The sequence below is a fragment of the Micromonospora sp. C51 genome (genome assembly GCF_018070435.1).
Lineage (GTDB): Bacteria > Actinomycetota > Actinomycetes > Mycobacteriales > Micromonosporaceae > Micromonospora > Micromonospora sediminimaris.
On record NZ_JAGPXQ010000007.1, the window covers coordinates 69947 to 84511 of the forward strand.

The 14565-nt window shown below is 72.4% G+C and carries 13 protein-coding genes; all 13 read right to left on the bottom strand.

Going from position 1 to position 14565, the window contains the following annotated elements; translation table 11 throughout:
* Positions 1 to 8: 8 nt before the first annotated feature.
* Positions 9 to 809: an ABC transporter ATP-binding protein gene (locus KBX50_RS10995; protein ID WP_210936805.1), complete on the bottom strand. Its 801-nt coding sequence runs from the start codon at positions 807 to 809 to the stop codon at positions 9 to 11.
* Complete coding sequence (locus KBX50_RS11000) at positions 802 to 1626, bottom strand: ABC transporter permease (RefSeq protein ID WP_210936807.1); 825 nt, start codon at positions 1624 to 1626, stop codon at positions 802 to 804. The genes KBX50_RS10995 and KBX50_RS11000 overlap by 8 nt, the downstream gene beginning before the upstream one ends.
* A complete protein-coding gene (locus KBX50_RS11005; protein WP_247673484.1) occupies positions 1623 to 2414 on the bottom strand; it encodes an ABC transporter permease in 792 nt (263 codons plus the stop codon). The genes KBX50_RS11000 and KBX50_RS11005 overlap by 4 nt, the downstream gene beginning before the upstream one ends.
* Positions 2415 to 2489: 75 nt before the next feature.
* Positions 2490 to 3461, bottom strand: coding sequence for an ABC transporter substrate-binding protein (locus KBX50_RS11010; RefSeq protein WP_210937033.1), 972 nt, complete (start codon positions 3459 to 3461; stop codon positions 2490 to 2492).
* 184 nt (positions 3462 to 3645) lie between these two features.
* Positions 3646 to 6411, bottom strand: coding sequence for a LuxR family transcriptional regulator (locus KBX50_RS11015; RefSeq protein ID WP_307870912.1), 2766 nt, complete (start codon positions 6409 to 6411; stop codon positions 3646 to 3648).
* A gap of 84 nt (positions 6412 to 6495) precedes the next feature.
* On the bottom strand, positions 6496 to 7107 hold the full coding sequence (locus KBX50_RS11020) for a TetR/AcrR family transcriptional regulator (protein WP_210936811.1): 612 nt from the start codon (positions 7105 to 7107) through the stop codon (positions 6496 to 6498).
* Positions 7108 to 7301: 194 nt separating this feature from the next.
* Complete coding sequence (locus KBX50_RS11025; protein ID WP_210936813.1) at positions 7302 to 8582, bottom strand: ABC transporter substrate-binding protein; 1281 nt, start codon at positions 8580 to 8582, stop codon at positions 7302 to 7304.
* A gap of 65 nt (positions 8583 to 8647) precedes the next feature.
* Positions 8648 to 9754 (bottom strand): branched-chain amino acid ABC transporter permease, encoded by a 1107-nt coding sequence (locus tag KBX50_RS11030; RefSeq protein WP_210936815.1) that lies wholly within the window; start codon positions 9752 to 9754, stop codon positions 8648 to 8650.
* A complete protein-coding gene (locus KBX50_RS11035) occupies positions 9751 to 10629 on the bottom strand; it encodes a branched-chain amino acid ABC transporter permease (RefSeq protein ID WP_093402232.1) in 879 nt (292 codons plus the stop codon). The genes KBX50_RS11030 and KBX50_RS11035 overlap by 4 nt, the downstream gene beginning before the upstream one ends.
* A gap of 16 nt (positions 10630 to 10645) precedes the next feature.
* Complete coding sequence (locus KBX50_RS11040; RefSeq protein ID WP_210936817.1) at positions 10646 to 11365, bottom strand: ABC transporter ATP-binding protein; 720 nt, start codon at positions 11363 to 11365, stop codon at positions 10646 to 10648.
* Complete coding sequence (locus tag KBX50_RS11045) at positions 11365 to 12147, bottom strand: ABC transporter ATP-binding protein (protein WP_210936819.1); 783 nt, start codon at positions 12145 to 12147, stop codon at positions 11365 to 11367. The genes KBX50_RS11040 and KBX50_RS11045 overlap by 1 nt, the downstream gene beginning before the upstream one ends.
* A gap of 87 nt (positions 12148 to 12234) precedes the next feature.
* On the bottom strand, positions 12235 to 13356 hold the full coding sequence (locus KBX50_RS11050; protein WP_210936821.1) for an acyl-CoA dehydrogenase family protein: 1122 nt from the start codon (positions 13354 to 13356) through the stop codon (positions 12235 to 12237).
* The gene (locus KBX50_RS11055) at positions 13353 to 14510 is read right to left on the bottom strand and encodes an acyl-CoA dehydrogenase family protein (RefSeq protein WP_210936823.1); all 1158 of its coding nucleotides are present in this window, start codon (positions 14508 to 14510) and stop codon (positions 13353 to 13355) included. The genes KBX50_RS11050 and KBX50_RS11055 overlap by 4 nt, the downstream gene beginning before the upstream one ends.
* Between the last annotated feature and the right edge of the window lie 55 nt (positions 14511 to 14565).

Below are 14565 nucleotides of genomic sequence, written 5' to 3' on the forward strand. Positions count from 1 at the left end.
CGGCACGATCACGGGGCGACGGTCTGCCCGCGCTTCGCACGCTGGATCTGGTCGTAGACATGCGTACGCAGCTCGGTGAAGCGCGGTAGCGCCCGGGTGCTGATCTGGTCGCGCTCCGGCGGGAGGTCGACCGTCAGGTCCTCCTGTACCCAGGTCGGCGACGCGGACAACACCAGCACCCGTTCCCCCAGGTAAACCGATTCGTCGATGTCGTGGGTGACGAAGAGAACCGAAATCTTGCGGTTGGCGTGCAGCTCGCGGACGAGATCCTCCAGGTCCGCGCGGGTCTGGGCGTCGACCGCGGCGAACGGCTCGTCCATGATCAGCACCTCGGGCTGGTACGCGATGGCCCGCGCGATCGCCACCCGCTGCTGCATGCCGCCCGAGAGCTGCCACGGGTGGCTGCGTGCCGCGTGCGCCAGCCCGACCGCCTCGATGGCGTCGGTGACGAGCTTGTCGCGTTCCTGGCGAGACAGCCGCTTGTGCCGCAGCGGCAGCTCGACGTTGCCCCGGACGGTCAACCACGGGTAAAGGCTGCGGCCGTACTCCTGGAAGACGACGGCCATCGCCGGGCTCGGGCCGGTCACCGGCGCCCCGTCCATCTCGACCAGCCCGCTGGTCGGGCGGAGCAGGCCGGCGAGACATTTCAACAGGGTCGTCTTGCCGCAGCCCGACGGCCCGACGATGCAGACCAGCTCACCGGAGCGCATGGTGAAGCTGATGTCCCCGATCGCCTCGACATCGCCGTTCGCGGACTCGTAGACCTTGCGCAGGTGCTCCACCCGCAGCAGGGTGCTCCGGTCAGGCACGGTTGACCTCCCTGATTCCGTGGTACCAGCGCAGCACCCGTCGCTCGACGACACCGAAGGTCGCGGCGAGGAGCACGCCGACGAGGCCGAGCAGGAGAATGCCGCTCCACATCTCGGCGATGAGGTAGTTGCGTTGGAAGTAGGCGATCCGATAGCCCAGTCCGGCGGACGAGGCGAACATCTCCGAGATGACCATCAGGATCAGCGCGACCGAGAGCCCCTGCCGGACCCCGGTCATGATCCGCGGACTGGCGGCCGGGAGCACGAGGAACCGGAGCCGCTCCCACCAGGTGATCTGGAACGAGTCGGCGGTCTCGGACATCACGCTGTCGGTGGCCCGGACACCGTCGATCGTGTTCAGCAGGATGGGCCAGACCGCGCCGGAGACGATCACGACCACCTTCATCGTGTCGGTGATGCCGAGCAGCAGCATCACGACCGGGATCAGCACCGGCGGCGGGATGGCCCGGAAGAACTCCAGCAGCGGTTCGAGCAGTTCCCGCAGCCATTGGAACAGCCCGATGAGCGTGCCGGCGGCGATGCCGATCACGATCGAGGCCGCGATCCCGAGGGCGAGCCGGTAGAGACTCGGCAGCACGTCGTCGACGAACGCGGGGCCGATCCAGGTCTCCCGGAAGGCTTCGAAGATGGTGAGGGGGCCGGGGAAGAACCGGTTGGTCGACGAGGTCGACGCCACTCCCCAGAGCACCAGCAGCAGGAAGGGCAACCCGAGCGGGTAGAGGAAACCCGCGGCGACACGACGCCCGAGGCCACGTCCGCGCGAGCGCTGGGCGATCCGGCCGGTATACGTGGTCACAGGACCTCCTCACCGCGTACGGACTGGTGCCACGACAACGAACGCCGCTCGATGAAGCGGAAGACGAGATTCACCACGAGCCCGAGCAGACCGGTGACCACCACGAAGGCGTACAGGCCGACGGCGTCACCGGCGGACCGGGACAGCTCGATCATCCGCCCCAGACCGGGGTTGCCGATCACCATCTCGGCGGTGATGGCGAGGATGAGGGCGACCGCCGCGGCCAGCCTGACGCCGGTCATGAGGTACGGCAGGGCGGTCGGCAGCACCAGGTATGACAGCCGCTCGCGGCGGGTGAGTCCGAAGCTGCGGGCGGTGTCCCGGGCGACCGCGTCGACGTCGGCGACACCGTAGATCACCTGGACGAAGACCTGCCAGAACGACGCGTAGATGATGATGAGCAGGGCGGCCTGCATCTGGATGCCGAACAACAGCACGGCGAGCGGGATGAGCGCCACCGACGGGATGGGCCGCAGGAACTCCACCACCGTGTGGGTGGCGCGGCGCAGGAAGGGCACCAGGCCGACGATCGTACCGAGGACGACCGCGGCGGCGGTGGCCACGGCCAACCCGATCGCCCAGGAGGTCATGGTGTACCCGAGCCGGCGCCAGAAGGCGAGGTCACGGAACTCCTCGGCGAGCCGGGCGAGCACGTCCGTGACGTACGGCAGGTACTGCGAGTTGATCAGGCCCAGGGTCGGGACCAGCTGCCAGATGACGAGGAACCCGGTCAGCCCGACAACGCCCAGCATCACCTTGCGCAGCGAACGGAGACGTCGGAGGGACAAGACGTGCATGTTGCTCCCGTGGTCGGCGGCGACGCCCTTCCCGGCCGGTCACCGGGAAGGGCGGGACCGCGCCGGCTACTGCTGCTGGATGAGGCGATCGAAGTTGGGCTGCTGATCGAGCACCTTGTACTTGCCGGCGAGCGTGGCCAGCGATTCCAGGCTCGCCCGGTCCAGCTCCCAGCCGAACTCCGGCAGCTTCACCGAGTCCGCGACCGCCTCCGGAAGCTCCAGGTTGTCCTTGATCGCCTGGCGGACGGCCGCCTCGTTGGCGGAGTCCTGCGCCCACGCGAGGGTCTCCTTCATCGCCGCGGTGAAGTCGGCGACCAGCTCGGCCTCGGAGTCCATCTGCTCCTTCGTCGTGATGGCGGTGAGCGTCGCGAGCCCGGGGGCGACCGCCTGGTAGGGCGCGACGACGAAGGTGTCGCCACGGTTGCGCAGCTGGGTGACGAAGGGTTCCGGCACCCAGGCGGCGTCGATGTTGTCGGCCTCGAGCTGCGCCGGGACGTCGGGGAAGGCGACCTCGACGAACTTGATGGTCGAGGGGTCACCGCCGTCCTTCTCCACCGCAGCCATGATCGTCACGTCGCCGGCCGCGCCCAGGCTGTTGACCGCCACCCGCTTGCCCGCGAGCTCCGCCGGCCTGGTGATGCCCGACTTGGCCGAGGCCACCACGGCGTTGATGTCGTCGCCCTCGGCGTAGGACGACGCGTAGTTACCGATGATCACGACGCCGAGATCCTGCAGGTCGGCCCGGAACGGGCCGAACGGCTGACCGATGGCGAAGTCGATGTCGCCGTTGATGAGCGCGGGGATGGCCTGGGCGCCACCCTGCGCGGGCAGCACCTCGACCGACAGTCCGTGCTTTTCGAAGATGCCGGCCTTCATGCCGCCCCACAACGCGGCGGTCTCGGTGATCGGCAGGGCCGCGACACGAACCTGGCGAAGTTCGCCGCTATTCTCTCCCGAGGGGGTGGCATCGGAGTCCGTACATCCAGCGAGCGCGATCGCGACGCTGGCGATCAGCCCGAGCGTGAATAGCTTCTTCATCGACAAGGCCCTTCCTGGGGCGGGAGTGGTGGGCGCGTCAACACCGACAGGTGCCTTGGGACCTGCGGCGGGCTGGATGTGAGTGAGATCACCCGGCCGTGTTGGCCATCGTGGGCCACCGACCCTCAAATGTCAAGAAATTCTGACGCCCGTCATGAATCAGTTGAATATCGGTTTGGCCACATCAGCCCAACGCGCGGACCAGCTCGGTGCGGGAGCGGATGCCGAGCCGGTGGTAGATGTTGCGCAGGTGATGGTCGACGGTCCGGGTGGACAGGAACATCTGCCTGGCCACCTCCTGGTTGGTGGCACCGGAGGCGACCAGGTGGGCGACGCGCAGTTGCTGACCGGTGAGCAGCCGCACGGCGTCCGGGTCCGGCGTACCGACGGACTCCCCCGCCGCGCGCAGCTCCACTGTGGACTGCCGAGCCCACGCCTCGGCACCGAGCAGGATGAAGGTCTGCCGGGCTCGGTGCAGGTGACCGCGAGCCTCGCGGGGGCGGCGGGCGTGGCGCAGTTCCCGACCGAAGAGCAGCTCGGTGCGCGCCCGTTCGAAGGTGGCGGCGTCGCACGGGTGCAGGGACAGCGCGGCCCGGAAATACCGCTCGGCCTCGGCGCTACCGCGCGGAGCCAGCAACGCGTGGCAGCGGGCCGACAACGCCCGGCGCAGCGGGCTGGCGGTGCTGCCGGCCCAGCGGTCGAAAACGGTGAGCGCGGCACGGGCCCGGGCGTGCCGACCATCGTGCGCGGCGGCCTCGACGAGGTGGGGCGTGGCCATCACCTGGACGAGGACCTGGCCGCGCCCCGTACCGGGTCGGGCCAACGCGGCCAGGCGGTCTGCGGCATCGGCGTACCTGGCGTCGACCAGGTCCAGCAACGCGAGGGCCCACTCGGCGAGGGCATGCGGGCGACTGCCCGGCACGGCGACGTCGCCCAACTCGGCGACGTGGCCGAGACTGGCGTCGTGGTCGGACCGCACGGCCGCGAGCACGGCGAGCAGGCCGAGATGCACGCCGGCGGTGGTGTGCTGGCCGGCGGCCCGCGCCACCCGCAGCCCTTCCCGGCAGCTCTGCGTCGCGGCCTCGTGGCGACCCAGCCAGTACTCGCTCATCGCGCGTAGTTCGAGCGCTCTGGGCAACAGGGACACCTCGCCCCGGTCGGCCGCCAGCTCGACGGCACGGTCGGCGAGCCGGTACGCCGCGGCGTCCACCGCGACCAGCAGGCCGGCCACGGCCGCGCCGGTCAACGCGGTCGGGGTCACTGCCGCACTTGTCAACCGGCCACCGAGCACCACCGCCCGACGTAGCAGCGGGCCGGCGTGGGTGTGGTCACCGCGCAGCGTGGCGGCCACCCCGGCGACCAGGGTGGTCAGCAGGTCCGCCCACGGTGGATCCCCGTCGCGGCGAAGTGCCGCCATCCGGCGGGCCACCTCGGCGTAGCGGTACTGGTCGCCGCAGAAGCAGACCGCCTCACCGGCGCGGACCAGCGCGACCAGTGCCGACTCAGGGTCCACCTCGGCCAGTGCGCTGGCGGCGGCCAGCAGGCTCGGCAACGCGGCCGGCGCCGAGCCGCAGCGCAGTCGCATCTCGCCACGCAGCAGTTCGGCGAGACCGCCGGTGGGAGAGGTGACCGGCACGTCCGCGACGCGGGGCAGCAACACGCGGGCACGACCGGGATCCCCCGCCTGCCAGGCGTAGCGGGCGGCGGCGACCTGTCGACTGGCGGCGAGCACCGGATCGTCGCTGAGTTCGGCGGCCCGGGCCAGCGCCGTCGCCGCGGTGGAGCGGTCCGCGCGGTCGCCTACCGCGTCGGCCAATTCCGTGGCCAACGCCGGTGCCGGTCCATCGGTCGCCGCCGCCAGATGCAGGGCCCGACGCAACCGGGCCCCGGTGCCGTCGAGCGCGGCGGCGAGGAGTAGATGCGCGTCGCGGCGCGCGGTCACGGAGGCGGTGGCCTCGACCATGGCGCGGGCCAGCGACCGGGGAAAGGCGACACCGCCCGGTGCGGTGAGTCGGATCAGGCCGACGGCCTCGGCCGGCGCGAGCGCCGCGAGACCGTCGCCGGCCGCTCGCAGCGCCCGGCCCAGCGTTACCGGATCCGCCACGTCAGCCTGGTCGGCCAGCTCGGGATCTGCGGGCGCGGCGAGCGCGGCCAGCAGCAGCGCGCGCCGCGTCTCGCCGGGCAGGCGGGAGAGCACGCCACGGTAGGCCCGGCCCAGGCCGCCGTCGGCCGGCGGGGTCGTGGGCAGCGGTTCCACGCCGTGCCACTGACCGTGCGTCAGCGAGTCCGCGAGGTCGACCAGGGCCTGCGGGTTGCCGGCGGCGAGGGCGCTCAGCCCGGCCAGCACCGGGCCGGGTGGTGGGGGCCCCGGGCGACACGCGGCCAGCAGGGCGTGACTGTCCGGCTCGTCGAGCGGCAGCAGCCGGCGGGCGGGTATCGCGTCCGCGCCGCTGTCGCTGCCGGCGGTGAGCAGCAGGACGACGGGCAGCTGCGGCAGTCGCCGGGCCACCAGGGTCAGCAACCGCGCCGTCGGGGCGTCGCCCACGTCGAGGTCGTCCATGGTGCACAGCAGCGGGCCGTCGTGGGCGGCCTCGGCGAGCAGCCCGAGTACGGCGTGGGAGAGCAGCAACTGGTCCTGGTCGCGACAGCCCTCACCGGCCACCGCCCGGCGCAGCACCTGTCGTTGCCGCTCGGGCAGCGCGCCGGTGCCGTCGAGCACCGGATCGAGCAGCCGCTGCAACCCGGCGTAGGGCAGCATCGCCTCGTCGGGCAGGCCGGTGGCGGCGAGCAGCCGACGACCCCGGCCGTGCCGATGGGCGTACGCCAGCAGCGTGCTCCGCCCGGAGCCGGGTTCACCGTGCAGCAGCAGCGCCTTCCCGGCCGGTGCGGCGAGCAGGCTCCGGATCTCCCGGCACTCCGCCTGCCGGCCCCGTAGCACAGATATTTGCACGGTCGATGCATTAACCATGCATCGAGTCTCGCCTACCCGTCGGCGCTTGAGAAGAGGGAATTGTCGGGTGGCGGCGGATCCGGGTCAGCGGTCGGCCGGCTCGGCGAGCAGCGCGCCGACGGTGCGGGCCATCACCGCGCGGGCGGCGTCCACGCCCAACCCGAGGCTGTCGCGCAGGGTCGACCACGCCGGCCAGGTGCTCGCCGCCACCACGGCGTTGACCACCTGCTCCCGGGCCGGCCCGGTGCGGTCCAGCTCGTCGGCGAACAGCTGCTCGACCTCGTCGCGTACCCGGGCGATGTGTTTGAGCCGGTTGCGGCGCAGCTGGGCGGAGACCGGTTCGCGCATCTGTGCCGCCCGAGCCGACGGCGCGATCAGTTGCAGCAGTTTCGCCCGCTGCCGGCAGAACGCGTCGACCCGCTTGGCCAGCGGCAAGCTGGGCGAGATCGGCCGCCACGCGGCGTCCTGCTGGCGAAGCAGCTCCGCCCCACTGGCCTCGAACAGGGTCTCCATGTCCTTGAAGTTGGTCCAGAGCGTACGCAGGGAGATGCCGGCCCGCTCGGCGATGCGCTCACCGGTCGGGCGCAGGTCTCCCTCGGAGATGAGCGCCAGATGCGCCTCGACGATCGCCGCCCGGGTGCGCTCGGCCCGGGCGGTGCGCCCGTCGACCCGACCGGCTGCCTCGGCACTGACCATCCCCGCCGTCCCCCTCACCCCTGGCGTCGCGTTCGTGCGAGCCGAGTCTAGGCGTTTGCCGAGACCTTGCCCGGACGAGCCGGCCCGATCGCACCCGGTGCCGCCGCGGATCGCGGCGGCCCGGCGGGGCCGGCTCATCTCGCCGGTGTGCACCGCCCGGGATCGGGCCGGGCGGTGCACACCGGGCGAGCGGATCAGGCGCTCGGCACGCCGTTGGCCGGTGGCGGCACCGGCGGTGCGGTGTACTCGTTGACCGGCCCGTCGGACTCGTCGGTCTCGTACGTCGGACCGAAGTAGCGCTGCTCGCCCCCTTCGACCCGGCTCAGCCGGCCGCCGCCGTAGCCGGAGTGGTCGGTGGCGGAGAACCGCAACGGCGCCACGCCGGGCCCCTGGTAACCACCCTTGCGAACGGCTTCGACAAGCGACTCCCGGGTGAGGTCCTTGCCGGCGGCCTGGAGCACCTGCACGAACAGGTAGCCCACCGCCATCCCGTAGACGGTGTTGCCGTCGAACTCCGCGCCGCCGTTGTGCTCCGTGTTGACCTTGGTGAACAACTGGATCCACGGATCGTCGGCGTCGTTCTGCATCGGCAGGTAGTTCAGACCGACCATGCCCTCCAGCAGCCCGGCGGCGTCGCCGAGCTGCCGAGCCAGCGTCGGGTGGTCGGCGCCCACGTTCGACACCACCCACTGCGGGCGGAAGTCCAGCCGAGCGGCGGTGCCGACGGACAGGGCGGTGAAGCCGGGCACGGTGGCGAGGATGACCACCTCGCAACCGGCCGCCTTGAACGCACCGATCTGCGGCGCGACGTTTGTGTTGCTTGTGACGTAGGTCTGGCGGTCGGTCACGCCGTCGGCACCGAGCACCTTCTCCACGCCGGCCAACGCGTCCCGGCCGAAGTCGTCGTCCTGCCCGAGGAAGCAGACCTTGCGACCAGGCAGGGTGGTCTTCACGTGGTTCGCCAGGATCTTGCCCTCGACCGTGTAGTCGGGGTTGAAGCCGAAGGTGTTCGGATAGCGGTCGGGCTGGTCCCAGCTGCGGCTGCCGGAGGCGACGAAGAGGTCCGGTACCCGGTTGGTGTGCAGGAAGTCCAGCACGCCGGTGTGGGTCGGCGTGCCGAGGCCGTTGAGGATGGCGAAGACCTTGTCCTGGAGGACGAGCTGCCGGACGACCTGCTGGGTGGTGGCGGGGTTGTAGCCGTCATCCATGATCTTATAAGTGATCTTGCGGCCGTGCACGCCGCCGTTGGCGTTGACGTAGTCGAAGTACGCCTTCGTCGCCGGGGCGATCTTCGAGTAGCCGGCGGACGCCGGACCGGTCAGTGGCATGTGGGTCCCGACGACGATCTCCGAGTCGGTGACGCCGGGCACCGGCGCTCCCGCACCGGGACCGTCGTCCGAGCCGCACGCGGCAGAGGTGAGCAACAGGGTGATAGTGGTGGCGATCACGAGACCGCGCCGTGCCGTGCTTCGCATGGGACACCGACCTTTCATCGGTCCGGTAGTGCGAAATGGATGGTTGGGGTGAGTAGGTGTGACGGTTACGACCGCCCGACCGGCAAGCGGGCGCGCAACGCCCGGGCCAGCCGGGACAACAACCCCTGCACACCGCCCGGCGCGACGATCATGACCGCGATCAGCGTGCTGCCGAAGATCGCCAGCGGCAGGTTGCCCTCCAGTCGCTGTGCCGCGGCCGGCGAGAGGGTGAACAGGTTGGTCAGGGAATGCGTCAGATCGGGCAGCGCGACCAGTAGGAAGGCGCCCCAGGCCGCCCCGGCGATTCGACCGAGACCGCCGATGACCACGGCCATCAGCAGGAACAGCGACAACGTCAGGCCGAACGCGCCGGGCGACACGCTCTGCGCGAGCACCGCCAGCAGGGCCCCGCCGAGGCCGGCGCTGGCCGCGCTGACCACGAACGCGACGACCTGGGTACGGGCCACGTGGATGCCGGCCAACCGGGCGGCGACCTCGTCGTCGCGTACCGCCCGGAACGAGCGGCCGTAGCGACTGCGGACCAGGTTCGCCAGCAGCACCAGGCAGATCAGGGACGCCGCGGCGGCCACCCAGAGCTGCCACCGCTCGTGCGGGAAATAACTCCCCAGCGCGGCCGGAGCCGGGGCCACCGGCACCGCCAGGCCCTGCTCGCCGTTGAACACCCCGTCGAAGGTGACGGTCAACGCCGGCACCACCACCGCCACGGCCAGGGTGAGCCCGGCCAGGTACGGCCCGCGCAGCCGGGCGGCGGCGACCCCGACGACCGCGCCGACGACGACGGTGGCCAGCACCGCCACCACCAGCGACACGGCCAGCCACCCACCGGCGGTGAGACCGCGCTCGGCGAAGGCGTTCTGCGCCAGCGCGAGGCTGTACGCGCCGGTGGCCATCAGCGCGCCGTGTCCCAGCGAGAGCTGCCCGCAGAGCCCGGTCAGGACGGTCAGCCCGGCGGTGGCGCACAGGTAGGCGGCCACGGTGGCCAGTTGGAAGTTCCGGAACGAGTCGAGCTGGTAGCTGACCATCAGCACCAGCAGGGCGACGCCGGCCGCGACGGCGAGGTGGCGCACCAGGGTCGGCAGTGACCGGCCGGGGCGAACGGGATCGACGGCGGCGTGCCGGGCGGACGGCGTCGCCGCCCGGGTGGCGCTCATACCCGCCTCGCGGCGACCGGGGCGAACAGCCCACCTGGGCGTAACAGCAGCACCGTCAGCAGCAGCGCGAGCACCGCGAGCGGAATGAGATCGCCGCCGGCGTACCCGCTGACGTAGGACAGCAGCAGCCCGACACCGAGACCACCGACGACCGCGCCGGGCGGGCTGTCCAGCCCGCCGAGCACCGCGGCGGTGAACGCGGAGACGAAGACCAGGTCCATCGCGTGCGGATGCAGCCCCAGCTCGGTGGGGATGACCAGCATCCCGGCCAGGGCGCCGACACCCGAGGCCAGCGCCCAGCCGAGGGTGAGCATGCCGCCCACGTTCACCCCGAGCAGCCGGGACACCTCGGGCGCGAACGCCGCGGCGCGCATCCGCAACCCGATCGCCGTCCGGGTGAAGACCCAGACCAGGGCCGCGCCGACCACCCCGACGGTGGCGAAGACGAACAGGTCGTACGGGGACAGCACGGCGGTGCCGCCGACCGTCAGCGCGGTCCGGCTGAACGGTGTCCGGGCCGGCAGGTACTCGTTGCCGTACACCATGCCGAGGATCGCCTGGATCAGCAGGACCAGCCCGAGCGCCACGATCACCGGATTGAGCGGTGACCGGTGGTCCACCAGCCGCATCACCGCGACGTCCACGACCGCGCCGAGCAGCAGCCCGGCGAGCAGCGCCGCGCCGAAGCCGAGCCAGTACGAGCCGGTCACGGCGGTGACGCTGTACGCCACGTACGCGGCGGCCACCGCCATCGCGCCCTGGGCGAAGTTGACGATCCGGCCGGCCCGCCAGATGAGCACCAGGGCGAGTGCGAACGCGGCGTAGACCGCGCCCCTCGACAGGCCGTCGAGGGTGAGGAACAGGAAGCGGTCCACGGTCCTCCTTGCGCTTCTAGAATCCGAGGTAGGCGTGGCGCAGGTCGGCGTCGTCGCGCAGCCGGGCGGCCGGGGCGGCCAGCGCGACCCGGCCGAGCGACATCACGATGCCCTGGTCGGCGACGGCCAGGGCGCTGCGTACGTTCTGCTCGACCAGCAGCACGGTCAGCCCGGTGTCGTCGCGCAGCTGGCGCAGCAACGCCATGGTCTGGGCCACCACCCGCGGCGCCAGGCCGAGTGACGGTTCGTCCAGCAGCAGCAGGCGGGGCCGGCCGACCAGCGCCCGACCGAGGGCCAGCATCTGCCGTTCGCCACCGGAGAGCTGGTGGCCGAGGTGTCGCCGCCGCGAGGCCAGCGGCTCGAACAGCTGATAGATCTCGTCGAGGGCGCGCGCGGCGTCGCTGCGGTCCCGCCGCCACAACGCGCCGAGGCGCAGGTTCTCCTCCACGGTGAGTTCGCCGATCACGCCGCGCCCCTCCGGCACATGCGCGACACCGCGCCGGACGAGTTGCTCGACCGGGGTGCCGCGCAGGTCACGGCCGTCGAGCAGGATCCGACCGGCGGTCGGGCGCAGCATGCCCGACAGGGTGCGCAACAGGGTGGTCTTGCCGGCGCCGTTGGCGCCGATGACGGCGGCGATGGTGCCGGGGGGCACCCGCAGGTCGACGTCGTGCAGCACCGGCACCGGTCCGTAACCGGCGGCCAGGGCCTCGGCGGTGAGCAGGTCGCCGCCCACTACGCGGCCTCGTCGAGTGCCGCGCCGAGGTAGGCGTCCACCACGGCCGGATCCTCGCGGACCGCCTCGGGCGGACCCGTGGCGACGACCCGCCCGAAGTCGAGCACCACGATCCGGTCACAGACCGCCATGACCAGGTCCATGTGGTGTTCCACAAGCAGTACCGCGCAGGGGTCGGAGGCCCGGTGCGGCAGCCCCCGGATCAGCTCCGCCAGGCTGTCCACGTCGTCCGCGCCGAGGCCGCCGGCCGGCTCGTCGAGCAGCAGCAGCCGGGGGCGCGCGGCCAGCGCGCGGGCGAGCGCGACCCGCTGGCGTACCGCGAACGGAAGGGTGTCCGGCGCGGCGTCGGCGTACTCCGTGATGTCCAGGTCGGCCAGGACGGCGCGGGCGTGCTCGCGCAGCCGGCGCTCGTCGCGGTCGCTGCGCGGCAGACCCAGCAGGGCCGGTATCAGCCCGGTCCGGGCGGTGTGGGTGGCCCCGGCCATCACGTTCTCCAGCACGGTGAGCCCGGCGAACAGGCCGGTGCCCTGCAACGTCCGGGCGATGCCCAGCCCGGTCAGCCGGTGCGGCCGTGGTCGAAAGGGCCGGCCGTCGAGGGTGAGCGTGCCGGTGTGCGCGGTGGCGAAGCCGCAGACGACGTTGAACAGCGTGGTCTTGCCGGCCCCGTTGGGACCGATCACCCCGACCACCTCGCCCGGCCCGACCGTCAACGAGACGTCGTCGAGGGCGATGAGGCCGCCGAAGCGGACGCCGACCTGGTGCAGTGCGAGACCGTCCGCCATCAGCCCGCTCCTCGCCTCGCCGCCACATTATTACACTCGGAGTGTACGTTTCTCGCGTGTTTCGTCAACACCCTCGATGCCTGGTTGTTACCTGTCGGTACTGCGATTCGTGCCGCCGTCGGCGGTGCCCGGCCCGGGCAGGTCGACCAGCCGAGCCAGGGCGGCCCGGTGCCGGTCGGCGGTGCCGAAGGCGATCGCGGCGCTCTTGGCCCGCTTGAGGTAGAGATGGGCCGGGTGTTCCCAGGTGAAGCCCAGGCCACCGTGCAACTGGACGCAGGTCTCCGCCGCCCGGACCGCCACGGGGCCGCAGTACGCCTGGGCCAACGCGGCTGCCAGCGACGCCTCGGAACCGGCGGCGTTGGCGGCCGCGTACCGGGCCACCGCCCGAGCCTCGGTCAGCTCCACCCAGAGGTCGGCCAGCCGGTGCTTGACCGCCTGGAACGAACCGACCGGTCGGCCGAACTGTCGGCGCTGCCGCACGTAGTCCACCGTCGTGTCCAGACACCACTGCGCCACTCCGACCTGCTCGGAGGCGAGCAGCGCCGCACCCGCGGTCAGCGCCGCCCGCACCGCCGTGGCGGCCACCTCGCCCGCCGCGACCCGGCGGGCGGGCGCGGCGGTGAACTCGATGTCGGCAAGCGGCCGGGTGGCGTCCAGCGACACCACGGGAGTCGTCCGCACCGCCGGATCCGCGGCGTCCACCGCGTACAGCCCGTCGCCGGTCGGGACCAGCAGCAGGCCACGCGGTGCGGTGTCGGCGACGCCGGCCACCCGGCCGGACAACGTCGGCCCGGGGCCGGCGGTGACCGCGCCGGGAGCCGCGTCGGGCGCGGTGGCGAGACCGACGGCCAGCGCCACGTCGCGTTCGGCGGCCGCGAGCTGGCGCAGCAGCGTGGACTCGCCGCAGGCGAGCAGCGCCCGGGTGGCCACGACGGTGCCCAGGAAAGGCACCGGCGCGACCGCGCGGCCCAGTTCCTCCAGCACCACCGCGACCTCGCGGAACCCGGCTCCGGCGCCACCGTGCTCGGCCGGCACCACCAGGCCGGTCACCCCGGTCTGGTCGACCAGCCGACGCCACAGCGCCGCGTCGTACGGCGCATCGGCGTCGACGGCGGCGAGGACGCGCTGCCACGGTGCGTGCGTGGCCAGCAGGGCGCGGACGCTGCCGCGCAGCGCCTCCTCGTCGGAGTCGTAGAGCAGGTCGGTCATCGGTCCACCCGGGGCTCGGCGGGCAGGCCGAGCACCCGCTCGGCGATGATGGTGCGCAGGATCTCCGACGTGCCGCCCTCGATGGAGTTACCCCGGGCGCGCAGGTATCGATAGGTGGCGGTGCGGCCGAGCAGGTCCGGGGCCACCGGCCGACGCATCGTCCAGTCGTCGTGCCGCAGCCCCTCCGCGCCGCGCAACTCGACCTCCAGGCCGCTGATCCGCTGGCTCAGCTCGGCGAAGGAGAGCTTCACCGCCGAACCCTCGGGGCCGGGTTGGCCAGCGGCGACCAGTTGACGCAGACGCAGCGCGGCCAGCCGGGCGGCCTCGGCGCGGACCCACGCGCGCAGGACCTCCTCGTGCAGGCCACCGGTGCGCAGGTCCGGTCGCTCCCGCCACAGCCGGGCCAGCACCCCGACCATCCCACCCTCCCGGGGCAGCGGCCGGCCGCCGATGGCGACGCGTTCGTTCATCAGGGTGGTGCGGGCGATCCGCCAACCATGCCCCACCTCGCCGATGCGGTGGGCGTCGGGTATCCGGACGCCGGTCAGGAACACCTCGTTGAACTCCGCCTCGCCGGTCGCCTGCCGCAGTGGCCGCACCTGCACCCCCGGCACCGCCATGTCACAGACGAAGTAGGTGAGGCCGTGATGCTTCGGTGCGGCCGGGTCGGTGCGGGCCAGCAGGATCGCCCAGCGCGCCTCGTGGGCCAGCGACGTCCACACCTTCTGGCCGTCGACCACCCAGCCGTCGCCGTCGGGCACCGCCCGGGTACGCAGGCTCGCCAGGTCGGAGCCGGCATCGGGCTCGCTGAACAGCTGGCACCACACCTCCTCGCCGGTCCACAGGGGTCGCAGCCAGCGCTGGCACTGGGCCTCGCTGGCGTGCCGCAGCAGGGTGGGCGCGGCCATGCCGAGCCCGATGCTGTTGCGGCGGGGCTGGTTGTCCGGCGCGCCGGCCTCGGCGAAGGCGTCGTCCACCACCGCCTGAAGATGCGGCGGTGCGCCCAGGCCACCGCGCCCGGGTGGGTGATGCACCCAGGCCAGCCCGGCGTCGAAGCGGGCGCGCAGGAAACCGGTGCGGTCACCGCTCGGATCGTGCGTCCGCAGGAACGCGGCGACCAGCCCGCGCAGCCCGTCGGCCGTGTGGTCGGACACTCGCCACCTCCAATGTTATTGCACTGCTGATGCAATATAAGGCCGCCGGTCCACG

Excerpts from the sequence above, each read along its gene's own strand:
- KBX50_RS11010 (WP_210937033.1), bottom strand. The coding sequence starts at position 3,461 with ATGAAGAAGCTATTCACGCTCGGGCTGATCGCCAGCGTCGCGATCGCG.
- KBX50_RS11020 (WP_210936811.1), bottom strand. The coding sequence starts at position 7,107 with ATGGTCAGTGCCGAGGCAGCCGGTCGGGTCGACGGGCGCACCGCCCGG.
- KBX50_RS11025 (WP_210936813.1), bottom strand. The coding sequence starts at position 8,582 with ATGCGAAGCACGGCACGGCGCGGTCTCGTGATCGCCACCACTATCACC.
- KBX50_RS11030 (WP_210936815.1), bottom strand. The coding sequence starts at position 9,754 with ATGAGCGCCACCCGGGCGGCGACGCCGTCCGCCCGGCACGCCGCCGTC.
- KBX50_RS11045 (WP_210936819.1), bottom strand. The coding sequence starts at position 12,147 with ATGGCGGACGGTCTCGCACTGCACCAGGTCGGCGTCCGCTTCGGCGGC.
- KBX50_RS11050 (WP_210936821.1), bottom strand. The coding sequence starts at position 13,356 with ATGACCGACCTGCTCTACGACTCCGACGAGGAGGCGCTGCGCGGCAGC.